The sequence below is a fragment of the Gilvimarinus gilvus genome, from assembly GCF_030518155.1.
GTDB classification, from domain to species: Bacteria; Pseudomonadota; Gammaproteobacteria; order Pseudomonadales; family Cellvibrionaceae; genus Gilvimarinus; species Gilvimarinus gilvus.
Genome location: NZ_JAULRU010000256.1, coordinates 1 through 21,918, shown reverse-complemented (window position 1 = coordinate 21,918; position 21,918 = coordinate 1). Strand labels below are relative to the sequence as shown.

The 21,918-nt window shown below is 51.0% G+C and carries 16 protein-coding genes; 11 read left to right on the top strand and 5 right to left on the bottom strand.

Annotation, left to right across the window (positions count from 1 at the left end):
* The first annotated feature begins 12 nt into the window (after window positions 1–12).
* Both QWI17_RS03400 and QWI17_RS03395 read left to right on the top strand, forming a co-directional pair.
* Window positions 13–4,230 (top strand): pilus assembly protein, encoded by a 4,218-nt coding sequence (locus QWI17_RS03400; protein ID WP_302721096.1) that lies wholly within the window; start codon window positions 13–15, stop codon window positions 4,228–4,230.
* A 10-nt stretch (window positions 4,231–4,240) separates the two neighbouring features.
* Window positions 4,241–4,627 carry a type IV pilin protein gene (locus QWI17_RS03395; protein ID WP_302721095.1) on the top strand — a complete coding sequence of 129 codons (387 nt, stop codon included), beginning with the start codon at window positions 4,241–4,243 and terminating at the stop codon, window positions 4,625–4,627.
* Between the two features lie 21 nt (window positions 4,628–4,648).
* On the opposite strand, the gene QWI17_RS03390 is transcribed toward QWI17_RS03395, so the two are convergent.
* Together QWI17_RS03390 and QWI17_RS03385 are read right to left on the bottom strand one after the other, a co-directional pair.
* Window positions 4,649–6,040 carry a sigma-54-dependent transcriptional regulator gene (locus tag QWI17_RS03390; protein WP_302721094.1) on the bottom strand — a complete coding sequence of 464 codons (1,392 nt, stop codon included), beginning with the start codon at window positions 6,038–6,040 and terminating at the stop codon, window positions 4,649–4,651.
* Window positions 6,037–7,647 carry a sensor histidine kinase gene (locus tag QWI17_RS03385; RefSeq protein WP_302721093.1) on the bottom strand — a complete coding sequence of 537 codons (1,611 nt, stop codon included), beginning with the start codon at window positions 7,645–7,647 and terminating at the stop codon, window positions 6,037–6,039. The genes QWI17_RS03390 and QWI17_RS03385 overlap by 4 nt, the downstream gene beginning before the upstream one ends.
* Before the next feature lie 131 nt (window positions 7,648–7,778).
* On the opposite strand from QWI17_RS03385, the gene QWI17_RS03380 reads away from it, so the two are divergent.
* On the top strand, window positions 7,779–9,410 hold the full coding sequence (locus tag QWI17_RS03380; RefSeq protein ID WP_302721092.1) for an NAD+ synthase: 1,632 nt from the start codon (window positions 7,779–7,781) through the stop codon (window positions 9,408–9,410).
* A gap of 66 nt (window positions 9,411–9,476) precedes the next feature.
* On the opposite strand, the gene QWI17_RS03375 is transcribed toward QWI17_RS03380, so the two are convergent.
* Window positions 9,477–10,376, bottom strand: coding sequence for an outer membrane protein assembly factor BamD (locus QWI17_RS03375; RefSeq protein ID WP_302721091.1), 900 nt, complete (start codon window positions 10,374–10,376; stop codon window positions 9,477–9,479).
* Window positions 10,377–10,520: 144 nt separating this feature from the next.
* Here QWI17_RS03375 and rluD point away from each other — a divergent pair, with 144 nt between their 5' ends.
* The 3 genes from rluD (at window position 10,521) to clpB (ending at window position 15,341) form a co-directional block, all read left to right on the top strand.
* On the top strand, window positions 10,521–11,483 hold the full coding sequence (rluD, locus tag QWI17_RS03370; RefSeq protein WP_302721090.1) for a 23S rRNA pseudouridine(1911/1915/1917) synthase RluD: 963 nt from the start codon (window positions 10,521–10,523) through the stop codon (window positions 11,481–11,483).
* Complete coding sequence (gene pgeF / locus QWI17_RS03365) at window positions 11,467–12,243, top strand: peptidoglycan editing factor PgeF (protein ID WP_302721089.1); 777 nt, start codon at window positions 11,467–11,469, stop codon at window positions 12,241–12,243. The genes rluD and pgeF overlap by 17 nt, the downstream gene beginning before the upstream one ends.
* Before the next feature lie 449 nt (window positions 12,244–12,692).
* Window positions 12,693–15,341, top strand: a complete 2,649-nt coding sequence (clpB, locus tag QWI17_RS03360; RefSeq protein ID WP_302721088.1) for an ATP-dependent chaperone ClpB — start codon at window positions 12,693–12,695, stop codon at window positions 15,339–15,341.
* Window positions 15,342–15,409: 68 nt separating this feature from the next.
* Here the strand turns inward: clpB and QWI17_RS03355 are convergent, their stop codons facing one another.
* Complete coding sequence (locus tag QWI17_RS03355) at window positions 15,410–15,844, bottom strand: DUF4124 domain-containing protein (protein WP_302721087.1); 435 nt, start codon at window positions 15,842–15,844, stop codon at window positions 15,410–15,412.
* A 120-nt stretch (window positions 15,845–15,964) separates the two neighbouring features.
* Between QWI17_RS03355 and QWI17_RS03350 the strand changes: the two genes are divergently transcribed.
* The 3 genes from QWI17_RS03350 to ilvN all read left to right on the top strand — a co-directional run bounded on the left by QWI17_RS03350 (window position 15,965) and on the right by ilvN (window position 18,503).
* Window positions 15,965–16,177: a hypothetical protein gene (locus QWI17_RS03350; RefSeq protein WP_302721086.1), complete on the top strand. Its 213-nt coding sequence runs from the start codon at window positions 15,965–15,967 to the stop codon at window positions 16,175–16,177.
* A 96-nt stretch (window positions 16,178–16,273) separates the two neighbouring features.
* Window positions 16,274–18,010: an acetolactate synthase 3 large subunit gene (locus QWI17_RS03345; protein ID WP_302721085.1), complete on the top strand. Its 1,737-nt coding sequence runs from the start codon at window positions 16,274–16,276 to the stop codon at window positions 18,008–18,010.
* Window position 18,011: 1 nt separating this feature from the next.
* Window positions 18,012–18,503: an acetolactate synthase small subunit gene (gene ilvN / locus QWI17_RS03340; RefSeq protein ID WP_302721084.1), complete on the top strand. Its 492-nt coding sequence runs from the start codon at window positions 18,012–18,014 to the stop codon at window positions 18,501–18,503.
* 73 nt (window positions 18,504–18,576) lie between these two features.
* Here ilvN and ilvY read toward each other — a convergent pair whose 3' ends face one another.
* Window positions 18,577–19,437, bottom strand: a complete 861-nt coding sequence (gene ilvY / locus QWI17_RS03335; protein ID WP_441294579.1) for an HTH-type transcriptional activator IlvY — start codon at window positions 19,435–19,437, stop codon at window positions 18,577–18,579.
* Window positions 19,438–19,561: 124 nt separating this feature from the next.
* On the opposite strand from ilvY, the gene ilvC reads away from it, so the two are divergent.
* Window positions 19,562–20,578, top strand: coding sequence for a ketol-acid reductoisomerase (ilvC, locus tag QWI17_RS03330; protein WP_302721082.1), 1,017 nt, complete (start codon window positions 19,562–19,564; stop codon window positions 20,576–20,578).
* A gap of 111 nt (window positions 20,579–20,689) precedes the next feature.
* Window positions 20,690–21,568 (top strand): CDP-diacylglycerol--serine O-phosphatidyltransferase, encoded by an 879-nt coding sequence (pssA, locus tag QWI17_RS03325; RefSeq protein WP_302721081.1) that lies wholly within the window; start codon window positions 20,690–20,692, stop codon window positions 21,566–21,568.
* The last annotated feature ends 350 nt before the right edge of the window (window positions 21,569–21,918 follow it).

Here is a 21,918-nt window from a genome sequence, read left to right as displayed (position 1 = left end):
GGAGGAATCACTATGCGCTTATTTGCTAATGTTAAAACATGTTTTGAACGCCCTCGCTGGTTGGTTGCATTGGCAACGGGTGTGTTAACTCTCGGGACTGTACACAGTGTGTCTTCTGCCGAAATAGATCTGGCACAAATGCCCCTGTTTTTAGCAGAGCCGGTACGGCCGATTGTTATGTTGAATATGTCAAACGACCATCAGTTGTACTTTAAAGCGTATGATGATTACTCCGATTTAGATGGCGACGGCCTGGTAGATACCACATATAAGAACAGCTATGATTACTACGGATATTTTGATAGCGAAAAGTGTTACAAGCATGACGGGGCTATGTTCAAAGTATCGAGCTCAGCGAGCAATCATAAGTGCTCTGGTGAATGGAGCGGTAACTTCTTGAACTGGGCGACCATGACGCGAATCGATTCCGTGCGAAAAATTCTGTACGGCGGCAAACGCGCTAAGAATGGTGATAGTGCTTCACAAACTGTTCTGGAGCGAGCGTTCTTGCCACAAGATGCACACTCGTTTGCTAAGTATTACAACGGCACCGACATGGCTGATTACACGCCCTACAGTTGGGGGGGGGCGGGGATAAATGACGGTATTACAATGTGTAATACAACTCTTCCGAGTGTCCGTTCTCAGCAATCACAAAATGTAACTGACCCGCCAGTGGTGCATGTCAAAAAAGGCAACTATTCGCTCTGGGCAAGCAATGAGCGGTGGCAGTGTGTTGTCGGAAAGGCGCCTCACAATAGCAGCACGGTTTCCAACGGCAACGATAGTACCAAATCAGGCATCAATGCACACAGTAGTAATCCAGACACTGTTGATGCCACTCTTATTGTCCGTGTTGAAGTATGTGCGAATGGCATTAGTGCCACCAATAATGAGAAATGTGAAGTATACGGAGCTGATGGCAATGGCTTAAAGCCTGCGGGTTTGTTGCAAAAATACGGTCAGGATGACTCGATTTGGTTTGGCCTGATGACAGGTTCGTACTTGAAAAGTAAATCAGGCGGTGTGCTGCGTAAAAACGTTTCCAGCATGGCGGACGAAATCGATGAAGACGGCACTTTTAAGACGCCGACCGACAGTATTATCGGCACCTTGGACAAATTGCGCATCGCCCGTTACGCATCCAGTGATGGGCGCTATAACTCCAGTGACAACTGCGCCTGGGGTAAGGGTAGTTTTAACAATGGTCAATGCACTAACTGGGGTAATCCGCAGTCCGAAATTTATTTGGAGTCTTTGCGCTATTTGGCGCGAGACGTCACAACACCAGCATTTGCGGTAAATGATAGTACTATTATATCGGGTTTAAATACGGCAACCTGGGAAGCGCCTATTGGGGAGGACAATTATTGCGCACCTACAGCGATTCTGCAGTTTAATGCTTCCACCAGCTCTTATGATGGTGATGAGCTGGGCAAGTTTTCTGATGTGCAAAATGGCGCTGGAACTTTAGACTCCATAACCAACACTGTGGGCGCCGCTGAGCTCAGCGCATCAAGTTATTTTGTCGGCGAAACAGCGGGTGATGATAACCAACTGTGTACGGCCAAAAGTGTTGGAAGTCTTTCGGATGTTAGAGGTACCTGCCCTGACGCGCCTAGGTTGGAGGGTAGCTATGCAATAGCCGGCTTAGCGTACCACGCGCGCATTAATGGCGTGAGCGCCAACCAAGAAACGATACAAACCTTTGGGGTTGCCTTGGCACCGGCAGTTCCGAGTGTAAGCATCCCCGCGACTGCCGATTCAGTTGTGACCATATTGCCTGCGTGTCGAAATGATGAAATGGATGGAAACTGTGCCATTGTTGACTTCAAAGTTGTGAAGCAGGATCACTCAAGTGGCACAAAAACCGGCACTCTCTATGTGAACTGGGAAGACAGTGAGCAAGGCGGGGACTTTGACCAAGACATGTGGGGAATCATTGAATATGAGGTAAACAGTACTACGGTCAAAATAACAACGGATGTGATTGCCCAGTCTACGCCTAATGTTATGGGGTTCGGGTATGTTATAGCCGGTACCAATATGGACGGGTTTCATGTCCACAGTGGTATTAACAATTTCGATTATACCAATGATATTGACGGCGCCCTGGACTGCGTTGACTGTCAAACAGGCAATGGTGCAACCACGCAAGAGTTTTCGGTGGCTTCATCCGGCGCGAGTCCTTTACCTCAGCCTTTGTATTTTGCCTCCAAATGGGGAGGGTTTGATCCAGACGAACTTGGTGATGATGGTAATCCTCGTACGACACCACCAGCTGGCGCAGAAGCTCCAACCTATTTCTACGCGACAGATCCACGCGAATTAGAAGCGTCACTAGAAGACGCGCTGGAAACCTTTGCTGAGGGTGCGGGTGCGGCCAGTGCTGTTGCGACTAACTCTACCCGCTTGGGAACCGATTCTGTCGCTTATCAAGCTACCTTTAATACCTCCAGTTGGAGTGGGGATTTAATAGCTGCACCTTTGAATGATGTAGGGTTGGGTGCGACCAATTGGTCTGCTGCCAATATGCTGGCTGCAGCCGGAAGTCGGGAAATCTGGACTCACAATGGCTCGACGGCTGTTGAGTTCAAGTGGGGTGGCACACCTGGCTTGAGCGACGAGCAAAAAGATATTCTTAATGCCCACGATGATAGGGGGGAGGACCGCGTTAGCTGGACTCGTGGGAATGAGGTGACAGGCTTTAACGAACGGGAAAGCCACCAACGGTTAGGTGATATCGTTAACTCTAACCCGCAGCTAGCGAGTACTGACAATTATGGCTACGGTCGCACCGCTGCAGTAGGGGCGAGCTCGTATAATGCTTTTGCCTCGGGTAAAACGGCCAAAACAGTATTTGTGGGATCAAACGATGGCATGCTACACGCCTTTGATGCCACAACAGGTGCCGAGCGCTTTGCCTACATTCCCGCCGGGGTTTACGAGCAGCTGGTAACTCGTACCCATCCTAACTATGGGTCTTCGTTTATGCCCCACCAGTTTTCGGTAGATGGGCAGGTTTTTATTGGCGATGCTTACTTTGACGGCCAGTGGCGAACTATTTTAGTCGGAGCGCTCGGTGCCGGCGGCAAAGGTATTTTCGGTTTGGATATTACGAGCGATATCGGCACTGATTCCATCTCCTTTTCTGCTGACAACGTATTGTTTGACTATACGGTTAGCAATGATAGCTCGTCTAAAATGGGTAACGTAATGGGAGCGCCGGTTATTGCCCCAATGCCCGATGGCAGCTGGGCGATCCTTATGGGTAATGGCTATAACAGCACAGGAGAAGAGGCGCGCTTAGTGATAATTCCGCTCGATGGTGACTTTGTTCCGGAGTACATTGCAACGGGCAAGACGGGCTCCAATGCTTTGAGCGAACCTTCGTTATCGGTAGGGGCTGGCTTTTTGCCAAACTTTGCCTATGCTGGCGACCGACAAGGTAATATGTATAAGTTTGACCTTAAAAATAAAAACTTAGAATATTTACTTTTCGAAGCTACCGACTCTTCTAATGGAGAAAATGCTCAACCCATAACGTCTGCACCTGTGCTAGGTGTAAACCCTTTTCGCAAATTCAGTGATGGAAGCGACGGGGTGATGGTGTATTTTGGTACTGGCAGTTATGTAACGCGCGGCGATCTAAGTAATACCTCTGAGCAGAGTTTTTATGGTATCGCCGATACCGGTGAAACTGTTACGCGTGACCAGCTATTCCAAAAGAGAATTTTGCAAGCGGACGGAGCCACTACGCGCAATGTAGATGAAGGAGCGGTGGACGAGACTGAGGATGAGTTCCCCTGGGATGAGAGCGCTGGCTGGTATATGGACTTTGACACAGTTACCGGAGAGCGCGTGGTTGACAAGCCTATTTTGTTGTACGATCGCGTGATTTTCCCAACCGTAGTGCCAACTGACAGTCCTTGTGATTACGGGGGTAAGAGCTGGATTATGGCTTTGATTGGTGTCGGACAGCTTTACACTTCGTACTCACCTTTCTCTGAAGGTGAATCCGATACGGACCCTGTAGAAGGTGTTGAGAGTGATACGCTAACCAAGCTCTCCCCTCCGAATGATGCGGGGCCAAAAGAACCAGGAGTCCCTGTCCCCTGTGATGGCGGCACCTTTATTATTCAACAAAATAGTGATGGCAGTGTAGAGTTTATTTGCACCGGTGAACCAGATGTCATTCGTGGCCGTCAATCTTGGCGACAGATCCAATAAGGGGAGCGCTATGCATAAGAACAAAGGCTTTACCATGATTGAGATATTGATCGTTGTAGCGATTTTGGGGATTATTTCAGCTATTGCGTATCCCTCTTATATGGAAAGTGTTAGGAAAAGCAACCGAGCTGATGCTAAGGCAACACTAAATCACGTATCTCAGCAGTTGCACCGTTGCTACAGCCGCGACTTTAAATATTCGGGTTGCGCGGCCGCATCGAGTACAACGCAATCGGGAGAAGAGTTTTATTCGATAAACGTAGCGACGACTGACAGCACGTTTACTGTGACAGCGACTGCGACAGGAGCACCACAAGATAAAGACACAGACTGCTTAACGTTTACTATTGACCACTTGGGAGCCAAAACCTCGACGACAGATGGTGTGTGCTGGTAACCGATACTGGGCTGGTTTGGCCTAGTCTTGGTCCAGTCCTAGTTTTTGCAGGCGGTATCGTAGGGATCGGAAGCTGATGCCGAGCTTTTTGGCCGTTTGTGTTTTGTTCCAGCGACAGTTCTCAAGGGTGGCGCAAAGAATTTCTTTTTCTACCTCCTCTAGATATTCGTCTAGCGACGTGTATTCTTGGCAGCGCTGGTAGTAGCCACCCCTTTCTGTATTTTCGCTCGGAGTTGTACTAGAAATTTGCAGTGAGGGCGACCCTAAATCTTCTGGCAGCTGTAAGTCTTCTGCATCGATGGTGATACCTTCACATAGGGTGAAAGCCCGTTCTAGAATATTTTCCAGTTCTCGTACATTTCCCGGAAAGGAGTATTGGCTAAGAGCTTGCATTGCTTGATTTGATAATGCGGGTGGGGCCTCGTCGTTAGATTGGGCGATTTTTTCTAGCAGTTGCGCAGCTAGTTGGGGGATATCTTCGCACCTGTTGCGAAGTGCGGGTACGGTCAGTTGTATAACGTTGAGCCTGTAAAATAAATCTTGCCGAAAGGTGCCCTTGGCAACTTCTTCTTCCAGACTTTTGTGTGTGGCGCACAATATGCGTACGTTTGTTTTGATCTCGCTGGAAGCGCCTACAGGCCGCACCGACTTTTCCTGAATGGCGCGCAAGAGCTTGACCTGCATGTCGAGCGGCAAGTCTGCCACCTCATCAAAAAAAAGCGTACCTCCCTCGGCTGCTCTGAATAATCCAGGTTTGTCCTGATGAGCGCCGGTAAAACTGCCCTTTACATGACCGAATAGCTCACTTTCTAAGAGCTCTCTGGGGATTGCCCCGCAGTTGACGGCAACGAAGGGTTTGTTTTGCCTTGGGCTTTCGTCGTGAATGGAGCGGGCTACGAGTTCTTTACCCGAGCCAGACTCGCCGCTGATATATACCGGTGCCTGCGAGCGAGCGAGCTTAGTTACGCTATGCAATAGTGTGCGCATGCAGGAGGACTCACCGGTTAGCATCCCGGGGCTTTTTTCCAGCTTTTGATCGAGCTTTGTTGTCTCTATTGCGGTATTCACCAAATTGCGAAGCGTAGCTAAGTCGACAGGTTTTGAAATGAAATCAAATGCACCGGCCTTCATGGATTCAATTGCGATGTCTACATTTCCGTGAGCCGTGATAACCGCCACAGGAAGGTCCGGTTGATGCTGCTGAATATACTCAACGACCTCCAGGCCATTGCCGTCTGGCAAGCGCATGTCTGTGAGGCAAAGCGAGAATTCCCGTTGCTCTAGTAAGCGTTTCGCTTGGCTAACATTCTCTACGCTAAAGGTATCAATGTGCATGCGCCCTAACGTGATCTCCAATAGCTCTCGAATATCGGGTTCGTCATCGACAATAAGGGCGCTTTTGCGTTTGCTCATTTTTGTACCTTTTGAGGGTGTGCAAATTGTATTGTGAATTCGCTACCATTGGCTTCGCTGTAATGATAGTCAATGTAGGCCTGATTGGCCTCGCAAAGTTCCTTGCATATAAATAGCCCCAGGCCAGAGCCGTTGTTCTCTGTCGTGAAGAAGGGCTCAAAAATATTTTTTTGGTTTTCTTTAGGGATGCCAGGGCCATTGTCGGTGATCTTTAGGTATGGCGTGCCGCGTTCTTTTAGTTCACCGGTGGTAATTTCAACGGGTGGCCGTGTTGCGTGATCGATATCGGCATAGCGTAATGCGTTGTCGATTAGATTTGTCATAACTTGATGTAATTGCGATGGGTCGAACGGTGCCAGAATACCTTGTTTCTCGTGGGCCGTTTTAATTCTTACTGATGATTTTCCGAACTCGTTAACATATTTTTCAGTCCAAGCAGTCAAGTCAAGGTTGGTGGGCGATGCTGCTCGGCGTCTTGAGACTTGCAGAATGTTCTCAATGATTTGGTTGACGCGCAATGTGTGAGATTTAATGATTTCCAGTAGGCGTTTGTCGGCTCCATCGATATGATCTGACTCATCAAGTAACTCACTGGCATGAGATATTGCGCTTAATGGGTTGCGAATCTCGTGCGCGATGCTGGCTGTTAGGCGTCCAAGAGACGCTAGCTTCAGTTGTTGAGCTTGTTGGGTTATGGCTCGGTTATCTTCCACGAACACCAATGTGTCTTCGTCTTTGCCTAATTCGAGGTGTGCTAAGCTGATTTTTAATTCATGGAGTGGATTGTCACTTTGTACAATGGTGCTGCCTGAAGGTGAGTTGGGCGTGTTGCGCCAGTTTTCTAATTGTTTTTTTATGGCAGGTATGTTCTCAAGCGTTAGTGTTAGTTCACCAGCGCTTTTCAGACCTAAGAGTGACCGTGCGGAGTTGTTGATTAGCTCAATCTTATTGTCTTTATTCAGTACTACAATGCCGGTGCGCATTCGTTCCACAATCAGTCGGGCCAGTTTTTGCAGGTGTGCGACATGCTCGGTTTGGGCTTTTAACTCGGCGGTGCTGCGTCGAATTTTCCCCGTGACGTATTGAAAAGCGATGGCCGTAAGGAAGATGAGCGCACCCAGCGAACCTGCTGAAAAAAGCGATTTGGTGTCGATACCCGAGATAATATGATGGACTATGCTCTCCCCAATTAAGGCAATCGTCGCTAAAGCGGCGATAAATATTGCCATTTGTGCCGGAAGCAGCATGCCCGCGGCGGCGACCGACACAATCATCAGGTAGCCTAATCCGCTCGTGGCGCCACCACTGGAATACATCATCAGAGTGATAGCGACGATATCTGTTAACAGTGCAAACACACGGTTTTGTATCGAAGGTTGGTGTTTATTGCGCCATAAGTGCAACAGCGAGGTTAAACTGATGATGGTGTATACCCAGCAGGTAACGGAAAACACCGCACCATCTTCGCTGCCCAGTACATTGGTCAAAGTGTGGCTGCTATAAATGAGCAGCATTAAACAGCCTAGTAATACACGGTAGTAGGTGAACACCCTTAACAGCTGGTAGGGGTCGTATCCCTGCTCAATAATGGACTGGTGCTTTTGCATAATGGGGAGAGTGAGTCCTGACGGTGGCTAATGGCTTTAGCGTTATGTGCTGCATTGTACAGTATCGCTTTGTTTTGCTTAATGGGCGTAATTCTAGGAAAATAGCGCCGTTTTCCAGACGGGGAGTAAACATGGACAATTTGACAATTGCCCTGGGGCAAATAAATACCTTGGTGGGTGACATCCCAGGCAATACCGAGCGGGTGTTGGAGGTGGCGAATCGCGCTCTGCAGGAGCGTGCAGCTGATGTCATATTGTTTCCGGAGTTAACGCTCACCGGCTATCCCCCTGAGGATCTGTTGCTGCGACCGAGCTTGCAGCTGCGGGTCGACAAAGCGCTGGCAGAACTTACAGGTGCCAGATTACCGCTGGCGATTGTCGTTGGCTACCCTAAGGTTGTGAGCGGCCGTGTCTTTAATATGGCCGGTGTTATCGCAGACGGCGTATTAGTCGCAGAGTATGCCAAACAGCACTTGCCAAACTACCAGGTTTTTGACGAAGTAAGGTACTTCGTTGCTGGTGACTTACCGTGCGTGTTTGATTTAAAAGGTATACCCACAGCGCTTACAATCTGTGAAGACATTTGGCAAACCGAGCCCATGACCCAAGCTCGCGCTGCGGGCGCCAAATTAATGCTCAACCTGAATGCCTCTCCCTATCACCAAGGTAAGTCTGGTGAAAGAGAAGCGCTGCTGGCCACGCGTGCGCAGGAGGGCGATATGCCGATTGTTTACACCAATCTAGTCGGTGGTCAAGACGAACTGGTGTTTGATGGTGGCTCAATGGTGGTTTCGCAAAGCGGTCAAGTGTGTCTGCGCTCCGCGGCATTTGCCGAGGCGCTTGATTATTGCGTCATCACCCGCACAAGTAATGCAATAGCGATTGCCCCGCAAGAGCCGATCGAGCCACACATGAGTCATCTCAGCGCTGTTTATCAGGCTTTGGTGTTAGGGCTTCAGGATTATGTAGAAAAAAATGGTTTTAGGGGCGTTGTTCTTGGGTTGTCCGGCGGAATTGATTCTGCACTGACGCTGGCCATTGCCGTCGATGCGTTAGGCTCAGATCGGGTCGAAGCGGTGATGATGCCGTTCCGTTACACCTCAGATATGAGCAAGGATGATGCAGCCGATGAGGCAACGCGCCTAGGGGTTCGCTACCAGTCTATCAGTATTGAACCTATGTACGATACATTTATGGCGGCGCTGGCGGACGAATTTGCCGGTACCGACATTGATACCACCGAGCAAAATTTGCAGGCTCGCTGCCGAGGCGTGGTGCTAATGGCTCTTTCTAATAAGAAGGGGCTTCTGGTATTGACCACAGGCAATAAGAGTGAGTTGGCGGTGGGCTATTCCACTTTGTACGGGGATATGGCCGGCGGCTTTGATGTGTTAAAGGATGTGCCTAAAACGCAGGTATTTGCTCTGGCCAGATACCGCAATGATGTTGCTCCGGTTATTCCTGAGAATGTGATTACGCGCCCGCCATCGGCAGAGTTGGCACCAGATCAAAAAGATGAGGACTCGCTGCCACCCTACGACGTGCTTGATCAGATTTTAGCGATGTATATCGAGCGAGATTACAGCGCGCAGCAAATTGTGGCACAGGGATTTGCAGAAGAAGCGGTTAACAAGGTTATTCGGCTGGTTGATATCAATGAATATAAGCGACGTCAGAGTCCAATTGGGCCGCGGATCACGACGCGTGGATTTGGGCGAGATAGACGCTATCCGATAACATCAGGCTGGAAGGCTGGCGAGTAGAGAAATTCGTTGGTAGAACCCCAAAGGCTCCAGGGGAGCCTTTGGGGTGGGGGATATATTTTTGCGTTATTGAGCGGCGCGTGGAGCATCCTGATATTGTGGATCGTAGGTGCGGCGAGAATCGAAGCCGCGCGGGTCGCGTTTATCGAACAGACCAAAAGTCACCTTACTGACCCAGCTGCGATCTTCGATATCGCCGTGTTGGAAGTTAAACTCACCGTTGCGGTCAAACGCCGGGTGATCTGGGTAATTCAGGCGCAGTACGGCAAGAGTCCGATCAGACAACTCATCCATGTCCAGCAAATGATAACCCTGTACGATCACCGCAAGTGCATCGGGCACCGCTGGGGTTTCCTGAAAGTTTTCCAACACATACTGCCCGCGGTTAACGGATGCTAAGTAGGCACCGCGCTTGAAGTAGTAGTTGGCGACATGAATCTCGTAGCGCGCTAGACGATTGCGTAAATACAGCATGCGCTTTTTCGCATCCTGTGCGTAGGTGCTGTCAGGGTAACGGTTGAGCAGTTGCGTAAAGTGGGCCAGAGATTCGCGCGCAGCACCCGGATCGCGCTGGGTTTGGTCCAGCGGTATGATTGAGGCCAAAAAATTCTCGTCCTTACTGTAGGTGCTTAATCCCTTCATGTAGTACGCGTAGTCAACATTGCGGTGCTGAGGGTGCAGGCGAATGAAACGGTCGGCGGCAGCGATGGCGGCATCCGGGTCGCCAGATTTGTAGTAAGCGAAAATGAGCTCCAGCTGCGCTTGCTCGGCGTACTTGCCAAAGGGAAAGTGCTCTTCAATCAGCTGTAAAGAGCGGATGGCACTGTCCCAGCGGCTGCGTTCTAGCTGCTCAATGGCTTTGTCGTAAAGATCGGCCTCTGAGGTGAAGTCTTGACGGTCACCGGTGGAAGAGCAGGCGCTGAGTAGCAATAAAGCTCCACTCAGAAAAAAAACTAGAGCTCGCATAGGGTTACAACTCACAATTCGTTATCATTCAACCTTACGGTCGGTTATTCGACGCGCTCAGACATAGGTGTATGGGCGCCAACCCGCTATTTAAACACAGACAGAGGCCAAGCCAAAGCGGCCTCCGCCACAGAGATTGCCTGAATGACAACAACCATAGAGCTTACCGCGCAAGTTCCAGTCGAATGTCGGGGTCAGCGCTTTGACCAAATTGCGGCCAGCTTGTTCCCCGATTATTCCCGGGCCAGACTGCAAGAGTGGATTAAAAACGGCGATTTGACGGTTAACGAGGCTGTTTTAAAGCCTAAGGATAAGCTTATTGGTGGTGAAACCTTGTCTGTGAATGTGCACTTGCAAAGTGAGGAAACCTGGCAAGCCGAGGCCATAGACATTGATATTGTCTATGAAGATGAGCAAATTATGGTGGTTAACAAGCCCGCGGGTTTGGTGGTGCACCCCGCGGCGGGCAACTATACCGGTACGCTGGTGAATGCACTACTGTATCACCTCCCGCAGATGGCTGAGCTGCCGCGAGCGGGCATTGTGCACCGGCTTGATAAAGAAACGACGGGTTTGATGGTGGTTGCTAAAACGTTGGCCGCGCATCATAGCCTGGTTAATCAGCTGCAGGCGCGCACGGTAAGTCGCCAGTATGAGGCTGTCGCAATCGGTCAGTTTACCGGGCCGGGCAAGGTTAATGCACCCATTGGCCGCCATCCTAAACAGCGCAAACAAATGGCTGTCGTTCTGCACAGTGGCAAACCTGCCGTGACTCACTACAGTGTGTTAAAGCGGTTTCCCCGGCATGCGCATTTGCGTTTAAAGCTAGAGACGGGGCGGACGCACCAAATTCGGGTACATATGGCGCATATTAATCATCCGTTAGTGGGCGATCCTGTTTACGGTGGTCGATTCAAGCGGCCCGCAGGTATCGGCAGTCAGCTGGCCGAAACACTTAAGCAGTTTCCTCGTCAGGCGTTACATGCTATTGAGCTTGGACTGGAGCATCCGGCCAGTGGTGAATATATGCAGTGGGATGTACCTTTACCAAGTGATATGCAAAATCTGTTGTCTGCACTGGAGCGCGAAGATGAGTATGGATCATAGGTTTGCGGTGCCCGATTGGCCTGCCCCGGCCAATGTGCATGCTTTCACCACGACTCGTGTCGGTGGTGCCAGTACTGACGGGTTTGCGGCGAATAATCTGGCGCTGCACGTTGGCGATGTTGCAAGTGCGGTAATGCGAAATCGGCAGGCGTTAGTGGCTGATGCCGGGCTGCCTTGTCAGCCGCAATGGCTAGAGCAAGTGCATGGCGTGAAAGTTGTGGAGGCGCAGTCAGGGGGGCGACTGCAAACAGCCGATGCCTGTTTTACTCGGACCTCAGAATTGCCTTGCGCTGTATTGACGGCCGACTGCTTACCCCTATTGCTGTGTGATACAGAGGGGGCTCAGGTTGCTGCGGTTCACGCCGGTTGGCGTTCGCTCGCCGCTGGCGTTGTTCGCAACAGCCTCAAGAGGTTCGCCGAAGGTGGGCGGGCGAGTAGAGATCAGGTTATGGCCTGGCTGGGCCCGGCCATTGGGCCTAATCACTTTGAAGTGGGCGTGGATGTTCTCGAAGCATTCTTTGCAAATGCCATAAATGATCAGCATGCGGATGCTATTGCTGGCGCCTTTAAGCCAGGTGAGAAACCCATGCGTTTTATGGCAGATTTGTATGCTCTGACTAAAGCGGAGTTATACGCCGCCGGGGTAACGCAGATTTTCGGTGGCGAATTCTGTACGTATGAGCAGGCTGACACCTTTTACTCTTTTCGCCGTGACGGACGGTACACCGGCCGTATGGCAAGTGTTATTTGGATGGACTAGCTGTTGAAAAACCCCTTGCATGTTCAGCGTAGCCTGAAGCGTGCAGATGTCGTGCCTTGTCTCGAGAGACAGGGTGGTTCCCTTTGCTAGAGGCAACGCGCAGCAGACGTGCGTTTCAGGCCACGCCCTGCGGGGCTATCAGGCTGGCCCCGCACTCGTCGTTGCCCTTTTTCGATGGGTGGACACACACCTTCAAAAGGCCGCCTGGATTACGAGCCAGCCTGAAAGCCTGAGTACGCTTGGGGTTTTTCAACAGCCTGCTAGGTACGCTTCTTTGCGCGTCACACAGCTCAAGCCTGTCCCTCAGCGTTTATTTGTTACAAAAAAGTCATCTGGCGCTACCTTGTATTATTACTGGTCGCCCCTATTTATATATCAGTACGTTTTGTAAGGAATTAGGTGTCGTGCCATGGTATGCGCCTACCCTGACTTTAGTGTGAGGAATCGCTATGCGGATAGACCGTTTTACCAATCAGTTACAGTTGGCGCTGTCGGATGCGCAATCAACGGCCGTCGGTCGTGATCACAGCCAGCTTGAGCCGGTGCACCTGATGTTGGCGATGCTGGATCAGCAAGGCGGTACCGTGCAGCCACTGCTAATGCAGGCAGGGTTTGATGTTAAAGGGTTGCGAAACGAGCTTAATAAATCACTGGATCGTCTGGCCCGGGTGCAAGCACCTGATGGCGATGTGCGTATGTCGCAGGATTTAGCGCGGTTGCTTAATCTGGCCGACCGCCATGCGCAAAAAGCGGGCGACAAATTCGTTTCCAGTGAATCCCTGTTGTTATCCGCGATGGAAGATGCTGCCAGCGAGCTGGGTACACTGCTCAATAAGTTTGGCAATACTGAGCGTTTAAAGCAGGCGGTTGAATCAGTGCGCGGCGGAGAGACTGTAGATGATGCCGACGCCGAAGGGAACCGTCAGTCGCTGGACAAGTTCACCGTTGATTTAACGGCGCGCGCTGAAGCGGGAAAGCTCGACCCGGTGATTGGCCGCGATGACGAAATACGCCGCACCGTTCAGGTATTGCAGCGCCGCACAAAAAACAACCCAGTATTGATTGGCGAGCCCGGGGTGGGGAAAACCGCAATTGTTGAAGGTTTGGCTCAGCGGATTGTAAATGGTGAAGTTCCTGAAGGTCTTAAGAATAAACGCTTGCTATCGCTTGATTTAGGCTCTTTATTGGCCGGTGCAAAATTTCGCGGTGACTTTGAAGAACGTTTAAAGTCAGTGTTGAATGAGCTCGCTAAACAGGAAGGTCGTGTCATTTTGTTCGTCGACGAGCTGCACACTATGGTGGGCGCGGGTAAAGCCGAAGGCGCGATGGATGCCGGCAATATGCTTAAACCTGCGTTGGCTCGCGGCGAGCTACACTGTGTCGGTGCCACCACCTTGGATGAGTACCGTAAGTTCATTGAAAAAGATGCGGCATTAGAGCGTCGTTTTCAAAAAGTATTGGTGGATGAGCCTTCGGAAACTGACACGATTGCCATCTTACGAGGCTTGAAAGAACGTTACGAGCTGCATCATGGTGTCGATATCACCGATTCCGCCATTATCGCGGCCGCCAAGTTGTCCCAGCGCTACATTACCGATCGTCAGCTACCGGATAAGGCCATCGATTTAATCGATGAAGCCGCGAGTCGTATTCGAATGGAGATTGACTCTAAACCCGAAGAAATGGATCGGCTTGAACGGCGTCTAATACAGCTTAAAATTGAACGTGAGGCGGTTAAAAAAGATGACGATGAGTCCAGCCGCAAGCGCTTGGTTAAAATTGATGCAGATATTGATGACTTGGAGCGTAAGTACGCGGAACTTGAGGAAATTTGGCGCAGCGAGAAAGCTGCGTTGCTCGGCTCGCAAGAAATTAAAAGTAACTTAGAGCAGGCGCGTCTCGATTTAGACGCAGCTCGTCGCGCCGGCGATTTAGGGCGAATGTCTGAGTTGCAGTACGGCATTATTCCCGAGCTGGAAAAGCAACTGGATATGGCCAGCCAAGTCGACATGATGGAAATGAAATTGTTGCGCAACCGCGTTGGCGAAGAAGAAATCGCCGAGGTGGTTTCGAAATGGACCGGCATACCGATAGCTAAAATGCTCGAAGGTGAGCGCGAAAAACTTCTGCAAATGGAGGCGGCGCTACACAAACGTGTGATAGGGCAGGAGGAGGCCGTGGTGGCCGTCTCAAATGCTGTTCGCCGCTCGCGGGCAGGTTTATCCGATGCTAACCGGCCCAACGGGTCTTTCCTGTTTTTGGGGCCAACCGGTGTGGGTAAAACCGAGCTGTGTAAAGCGCTTGCGTCTTTTTTGTTTGATACCGAAGATGCCATGGTGCGCATAGACATGTCTGAGTTTATGGAAAAGCACTCAGTGGCCAGGCTTATCGGGGCGCCTCCAGGTTATGTTGGTTACGAAGAGGGCGGTTACCTGACTGAGGCGGTGCGGCGCCGGCCTTATTCGGTACTTTTGCTCGATGAAATTGAAAAGGCCCACCCCGATGTTTTTAATATTTTGCTGCAGGTGCTGGACGATGGCCGTTTGACCGACGGCCAGGGCAGAACGGTGGATTTTCGCAATACCGTGATTGTAATGACCTCTAATTTGGGCTCAGATCGTATTCAAGACCTGACTGAAGATAGGTCCTTCGATACGGTGAGCTTTGATGCCGAAGGCGAACTGGCTGATTCTACCAATAATGAGAATCGCTATGCGGCTATGAAAGAGGCCGTTATGGAGGTGGTTAGTCAGCATTTTCGTCCGGAGTTTATTAATCGGGTCGATGAGGCGGTGGTGTTCCATCCGCTGGCGAAAGATCAAATTCGCGGCATTACCGATATCCAGATCGCTCAGCTGGCCAAGCGCTTGGCGGAGATGGAGATGTCTTTGGAGTTGAGTGACAAAGTGTTGGCTAGGTTGGCCGAAGCAGGCTACGACCCGGTATACGGTGCCCGACCTTTGAAACGGGCTATTCAGCAACAAATTGAAAATCCGCTGGCACAGGAAATTTTAGCGGGCAAGTTTGCGCCGGGTGATATTATCGAAGCTGAGTTAGGCGGAGAGCGAATTGAGTTTAGTGCAAAGCTGCGGCATTAATTGCGCGATCAGGCTAATGGCAGCGTGCCGGGGGCGCAGTTTTGCGTCCCCTTAAGTTTGGCTAAGGGTTAGCAGGCTTCGGCTATCGCTTTCTGAGCTGCTTCAAGCCGCTTCTGTTTCTCTTCTTCCTCTAAAAATCTGAAGCTGCCGTCGTCAGTGCTTTCCCGTACCCGGCCGCCACGGCTCAGTATGTCTGCATTTTTTCTGGCCGCCGCACAGCGCTCAGGATCTTTTTTGGATTCAGCTTCGCCGTCGTTGCCAGCTGACTGCGGCTGCGATGCGTCGTCCGCGTTGGCAGATGTGTGTTTATAGTTGACCGGTTCGCTGTGACCTGTCTTAGGCGTAATTGCGGTGCTTTCAACGCCATTGGGAGGGCGGGTGCCATAGTGCGTGGTCCCGCTTTCATCCACCCATTTGTAAACCGTGTCTGCGGCTTGCACTGAGCCTGCGCTCAGGACCAAGAGCGCGCAGGCCAGCCCAAAGCGCCAATCGAGTTTTCGCATGTGATTACCCTGTTATGCCTTATCAGTGCATTCACTATAACGTTAATTTCAGATCGACGCGAAAGTTTGATGGGGATTCTGTGATATAGATGGGCTCGAGGGCGCGAAATAGGTGGATAAATGCGGTCAAATCTTGACTTTAAGGCATATATTGCGACAATACACGGTCTCGCTAGATGGAGTGTAGAACCGGCCGACAACCTCGGCGCCTATTGCTACGCCCAGCAAGTCACCCACTTGTTGAACCATCCGCACCGCGTAGGCGCATCCACCGATGATGCCTGCCCAAGGAACCGCAAGAGCTACAAGCGCGTCACTTGGGGAATCCAGTAAATTCAATAGCTTCAGTGATCCGGTCCTGATAACCAAAAGGGTCGGGGCAGGTCATTGGGGCTCAGATTGAGACGAGCAGTTTAAAGGGGAAGTGACGTGGAAATGCTATCAGGCGGCGATATGTTAATTCGCGCACTGCGTGACGAAGGCGTTGAGTACGTTTTCGGTTATCCAGGCGGCGCGGCGTTGCATATATACGACGCAATTTTCAGACAGCAAGATGTACAACATATATTAGTTCGCCATGAGCAGGCGGCCACTCACGCCGCGGATGCCTATTCGCGTGCGACAGGTCAGGTGGGCACCGTTTTGGTGACCTCAGGCCCAGGGGCAACCAATGCCATTACCGGCATTGCGACCGCTTACATGGACTCTATTCCCATGGTGGTAATTTCGGGGCAGGTGGTTTCTGAGCGCATTGGCGAAGATGCCTTTCAGGAAACCGATATGGTGGGTGTCTCGCGTCCAATCGTAAAGCACAGCTTTATGGTGCGCGATGCGCGTGAAATCCCAGAGGTGGTGAAAAAGGCGTACTACATTGCTGCGACCGGGCGCCCCGGACCTGTGGTTATCGACGTGCCTAAAGATATCACCAGCCCATTTGAAACCTTTCCGTACGAGTATCCGGAGAAGGTGAAGATCCGCTCCTACACGCCGGCAACACGTGGCCACGCGGGGCAAATTAAGAAAGCTGTGCAGCTGTTGCTCGAAGCCAAACGCCCGGTCATATACGCCGGCGGCGGCGTGGTACAGGGCAATGGGTCTGAGTTGTTGACAGAGCTTGCGCGCAAGCTGAATTACCCGGTGACTAATACATTGATGGGGCTGGGGGCATACCCGGGTACCGATCGACAGTTTTTGGGCATGCTGGGTATGCATGGCACCTATGAGGCCAACATGGCAATGCACCATGCCGACGCCATTTTGGCCGTTGGGGCGCGTTTTGATGATCGTGTTACCAATGCGGTGAACAAGTTTTGTCCCAATGCCAAAATTATCCACATCGATGTAGACCCGGCGTCCATTTCAAAAACGGTGACGGCTGATATTCCTATTGTTGGTGCGGTGGATAGCGTATTGACGGATATGTTGGCACTGGCGAAAGAAAGTGAAGAAACGCCTGATGCCGCAGCCATTAAAAATTGGTGGCAACAAATCGATGAGTGGCGTGACAACCACGGTATTTACATCGCACCGCGTTATAAACAGGCTGACTCTGGCAAAATAATGCCGCAAGACGTCATCAAAACTCTGCATGAGGTGACCAAAGGCGAGGCTTATGTGACGTCGGATGTGGGCCAGCATCAGATGTTCGCAGCACAGTACTATTTGTTCGACAAGCCGCGTCGTTGGATTAACTCCGGTGGCCTGGGCACCATGGGGTTTGGTTTGCCTGCCGCCATGGGGGCACAGATGGCGGACCGTGACGCTGTGGTGGCTTGTGTGACCGGGGAGGGGAGCATCCAAATGTGTATTCAGGAGCTCTCCACCTGCACTCAGTACAACTTGCCGATCAAGATTATTTGCTTAAACAACCAGGCTCTGGGCATGGTGAAGCAGTGGCAAGATATGCAGTATGGTAGCCGTTACTCCGAGAGCTTGTACGAAGATTCGCTGCCCGACTTTGTCAAATTGGCTGAGGCGTACGGTCATGTGGGTATGCGTGTTACTGAGAAGGATGATCTCAAAGCCAAGATGGAAGAGTGCTTTGCAATTAAAGATCGCGTGGTATTTATGGATATTGCAGTGGATAACTCCGAGCACGTTTACCCCATGCAGATTGCGGGCGCTTCTATGCGCGATATGTGGCTAAGCAAAACGGAGCGCACTTAATATGAGACGAATTATTTCTGTATTGATGGAGAATGCGCCGGGCTCGCTGTCGCGTGTCGTTGGTTTGTTTTCACAGCGCGGCTACAACATTGAGTCATTGACCGTGGCGCCGACAGAAGATGAAACTCTGTCACGCCTGACGCTGACAACGATTGGCGATGACCACAAGATCGAGCAGATTACTAAGCATCTCAATAAATTGATTGATGTGGTTAAATTAGTCGATTTGACCGAGGGAGCGCACATTGAGCGCGAAGTGATGCTGATTAAGGTTAAAGCCGCTGGAGCTCAGCGCGCGGAAATCAAACGCTGTGTAGACATTTTTCGCGGTCAGATCGTCGATGTAACGGCAAGTTTGTACATTGTGCAAATTACCGGTACGAGCGATAAGCTCGATGCTTTTTTACACGCAGTGGGGGACGCTTCTATTCTGGAGGTGGTTCGTTCCGGCGTGTCGGGTATTGCCCGTGGTGAGAAGGTATTGAGCCTCTAGAGGTTGATTGAAAGCGGGGCAGTTCAGGCTGTCCCCGTTCTCCGTTCTCCGTTCTCCGTTCTCCGTTCTCCGTTCAGGCAATTTCCGCCCAAAGCGCCGAAACTATGGGGCTTTTAAGGCGCTTATCCAAAACACATATCCCGGTTTCAAACGGACCTAGATCCGGCTGATCGGCCAGAAGCCGGACCCGGTCCTGCAGTGGGCTGTTTTCAAGCACAATATGCGGCACCAATCCTACCCCAAATCCTAAGCTAACCATGCTGACAATGGCCTCATTGCCTTTCACTTCTGCGTAAATGTTGGGGGTGAATCCCTGTTGTTGGCACCATTGGTTAAACCGTTCGCGGGCCAGCCCCTCCTCTGAGATGATCATCGGCAGCGATTGCCAGTGACTGGCTTTCGGGACGGGCAGCAGGGACGAGTCTTTCGGGGCAATAAAACGCAGCGGTGAACTGGCGATAGCCTTAAAGTTTAAGCCCGCCGGCAGTGTGGCTGGTCTGGCGGCGATGGCAATATCTTCAAAGCCGCGGGTTACTCGCTCGATTGCCTGCGCGGGATCTCCAGTATGGAGCTTAATATTTATACCGGGGTGGCGGGTGCGAAACTCGGCCAATATTTCATAAAGAAAGCTGTAGCTCGCCGTCACTGAGCAATAAATGCTGAGCTGGCCACGCAGGGTGTTGGCATCGGCCAAAATGGAATCCTGAAAGGTTTCCCACTGCTGTAACGTTTCGCGGGCAAACTGTAAAAATCGATGCCCCGAATCTGTCAGTGCAACGGATCGGTTGTCTCGCTCCATCAGTGAGGTGTTTAGCTCTTGCTCCAATTGCTTCAAGTTACGGCTCATGGTGGATGGGCTAACGTGGCACTGGGCAGCCGCCTTGCCAAAGTGTCCGGTAGAGGCCAGTGAGATAAACAGTTTGAGCTTGTGCATGTCCATGCGCCTATTATTGCATAAAGTGCAACATAAGGTTTCAAATATATCATTTTACGTAATGAGGATTATTGACTAAACTGCGCGGGATTCCCATTCATTCACTTATTCTAAGGAGTCTGCAATGCAGGTTTATTACGATAAAGATTGTGATCTTTCGATCATCCAGGGCAAAAAAGTGGCCATCATCGGTTACGGTTCTCAGGGCCACGCCCACGCATGTAATCTGAACGATTCTGGTGTAGACGTGACCGTTGGTCTGCGCAAGAGCTCTTCGTCTGTTGCTAAGGCTCAAGCTCATGGCCTGAAAGTCGCTGAAGTGGCCGACGCTGTTGCCGGTGCGGAAGTTGTTATGATCTTGACTCCGGACGAGTTTCAGTCGCAGCTGTATAAAGAAGAGATTGAGCCTAACCTGAAAGACGGTGCTACTTTGGCGTTCGCTCACGGCTTCGCGATCCATTACAACCAGATCGTTCCGCGCAAAGATTTGGACGTGATCATGGTTGCTCCTAAAGCGCCGGGCCACACTGTGCGGACTGAGTTCACCAAAGGTGGCGGTATTCCAGATTTGATCGCTATTTTCCAGGACGCCTCAGGCAAGGCAAAAGATGTTGCGTTGTCTTACGCCTCAGGTGTAGGTGGTGGCCGTACCGGTATTATTGAAACTACCTTTAAAGACGAAACCGAAACTGACCTGTTTGGTGAGCAAGCGGTATTGTGTGGCGGCGCCGTTGAGTTGGTGAAAATGGGTTTTGAAACTCTGACCGAAGCGGGCTACGCTCCAGAAATGGCGTACTTTGAGTGTTTGCACGAGCTCAAGCTGATTGTAGATCTTATGTACGAAGGCGGTATCGCCAACATGAACTACTCCATCTCCAACAATGCAGAGTACGGTGAGTACGTAACCGGCCCAGAGGTGATTAACGCCGAATCACGCGAGGCCATGCGCAATGCGCTCAAGCGTATCCAAAATGGCGAGTACGCCAAAATGTTCATCGCTGAGGGTGCACACAACTACCCTTCAATGACGGCCAATCGTCGCAACAACGCCGCACACCCAATTGAGCAAGTGGGTGATAAGCTGCGCGCCATGATGCCCTGGATTCAGGCTAACAAGATTGTCGATAAAGACAAAAACTAAGTCCAGCTTAGTGTTGGTTTGAGACTTAGTCTCAGCGCACAAACCCTCGCTTCGGCGGGGGTTTGTTGTATTTATGTTAGGCTATGGTTTTTCAGCCCTGAGTGAGAGTGTATGACCGACGACATTGACAAGCATCCCGACAATGAGACAGATGACAGCCTGCTGCCCTTTGACGAGCATGTTGAAGAGGTTCAGGTGGGGGATAAGAAAGTTCGACACAAAGGCGTGTACTTGTTGCCGAACTTGTTTACCACTACGGCACTGTTTAGCGGCTTCTATGCCATCATAACGGCGACGCAGGGCAAGTTCGAGGTGGCTGCTATCGCCATATTCGTGGCGATGCTGTTTGACGGTATGGATGGACGAGTGGCGCGCCTAACCAATACCTCCAGTGCTTTTGGTGAGCAATACGACAGCCTGTCGGATATGGTCTCTTTTGGTCTGGCTCCGGCGCTGGTCATCTTCAATTGGGCTCTGGCGGATTTGGGTAAGTTTGGCTGGGCTGCTGCTTTTGGGTTCGCGGCGTGTGCGGCCTTGCGGCTGGCTAGGTTTAATACTCAGATAGGCAAAGTGGACAAAGGTGAGTTTGTCGGGCTGGCAAGTCCCTCTGCCGCAGCCCTTATTGCGGCAACGGTCTGGTCTGGCTCTAATATCGAAATGAATCTCGGGTTGTCAATCTTGGCCGCATTGCTGACGGTAATTGCGGCACTGTTAATGGTGTCTAATGTCAGGTATAGCAGCTTTAAGAATATTGATTTCAAGGGGCGCGTACCCTTTGTCAAAATGTTGGCCGTGGTATTGATCTTTGTCGTCGTCAGTATTAATCCTCCCAATGTGCTTCTGGCAATGGCTCTTTTGTACGCATTTTCTGGCCCGGCTTTATGGGTGTGGCAGAGAAAGAGCATGTTGGCCCCAAAGCTGAATCGCTCGGCGGACTCCTCTGTCGGGGCTGAGACGGTTGACGAAGAGGCCGCTAAAAAATCTGAATAGCGCAGCGGTGTCCCAGTAACGTAAAAAGGCGGCCGCAGGCCGCCTTTTTTGTGGGCGTTTTGCTGGCAAAGTAAACACCTCGCGATTGATTTCAAAAATATGACAATTTAGGGGTTGTGCGATTCGAATCACTGCGTATAATGCGCGCCTCGTCCTTAGGGCGGAGCGGAAAACGGTGGTGATATTGATCGTTTTTCGGGCTTGTAAAATGACTTGAAATTAAGTGTTTACAAGCGCCAGTGGATGCGTATAATGCGCCTCCCCAACAAGGAGCCAGAGCGGCTTTGAGTTGTCTCGGTTAAGGCGGTTTGATGGCTTTGACCGGCGGCAAAAACTTTTATTAAAAAGTG

Coding starts and splice junctions, on each gene's coding strand:
- ilvN (WP_302721084.1), top strand. CDS start 18,012: ATGAGACGAATTATTTCTGTATTGATGGAGAATGCGCCGGGCTCGCTG.
- QWI17_RS03355 (WP_302721087.1), bottom strand. CDS start 15,844: ATGCGAAAACTCGATTGGCGCTTTGGGCTGGCCTGCGCGCTCTTGGTC.
- QWI17_RS03350 (WP_302721086.1), top strand. CDS start 15,965: ATGCGGTCAAATCTTGACTTTAAGGCATATATTGCGACAATACACGGT.
- pssA (WP_302721081.1), top strand. CDS start 20,690: ATGACCGACGACATTGACAAGCATCCCGACAATGAGACAGATGACAGC.
- QWI17_RS03385 (WP_302721093.1), bottom strand. CDS start 7,647: ATGCAAAAGCACCAGTCCATTATTGAGCAGGGATACGACCCCTACCAG.
- ilvC (WP_302721082.1), top strand. CDS start 19,562: ATGCAGGTTTATTACGATAAAGATTGTGATCTTTCGATCATCCAGGGC.
- pgeF (WP_302721089.1), top strand. CDS start 11,467: ATGAGTATGGATCATAGGTTTGCGGTGCCCGATTGGCCTGCCCCGGCC.
- QWI17_RS03375 (WP_302721091.1), bottom strand. CDS start 10,376: ATGCGAGCTCTAGTTTTTTTTCTGAGTGGAGCTTTATTGCTACTCAGC.
- QWI17_RS03390 (WP_302721094.1), bottom strand. CDS start 6,040: ATGAGCAAACGCAAAAGCGCCCTTATTGTCGATGACGAACCCGATATT.
- clpB (WP_302721088.1), top strand. CDS start 12,693: ATGCGGATAGACCGTTTTACCAATCAGTTACAGTTGGCGCTGTCGGAT.
- QWI17_RS03400 (WP_302721096.1), top strand. CDS start 13: ATGCGCTTATTTGCTAATGTTAAAACATGTTTTGAACGCCCTCGCTGG.
- QWI17_RS03395 (WP_302721095.1), top strand. CDS start 4,241: ATGCATAAGAACAAAGGCTTTACCATGATTGAGATATTGATCGTTGTA.
- ilvY (WP_441294579.1), bottom strand. CDS start 19,437: ATGCACAAGCTCAAACTGTTTATCTCACTGGCCTCTACCGGACACTTT.
- rluD (WP_302721090.1), top strand. CDS start 10,521: ATGACAACAACCATAGAGCTTACCGCGCAAGTTCCAGTCGAATGTCGG.
- QWI17_RS03380 (WP_302721092.1), top strand. CDS start 7,779: ATGGACAATTTGACAATTGCCCTGGGGCAAATAAATACCTTGGTGGGT.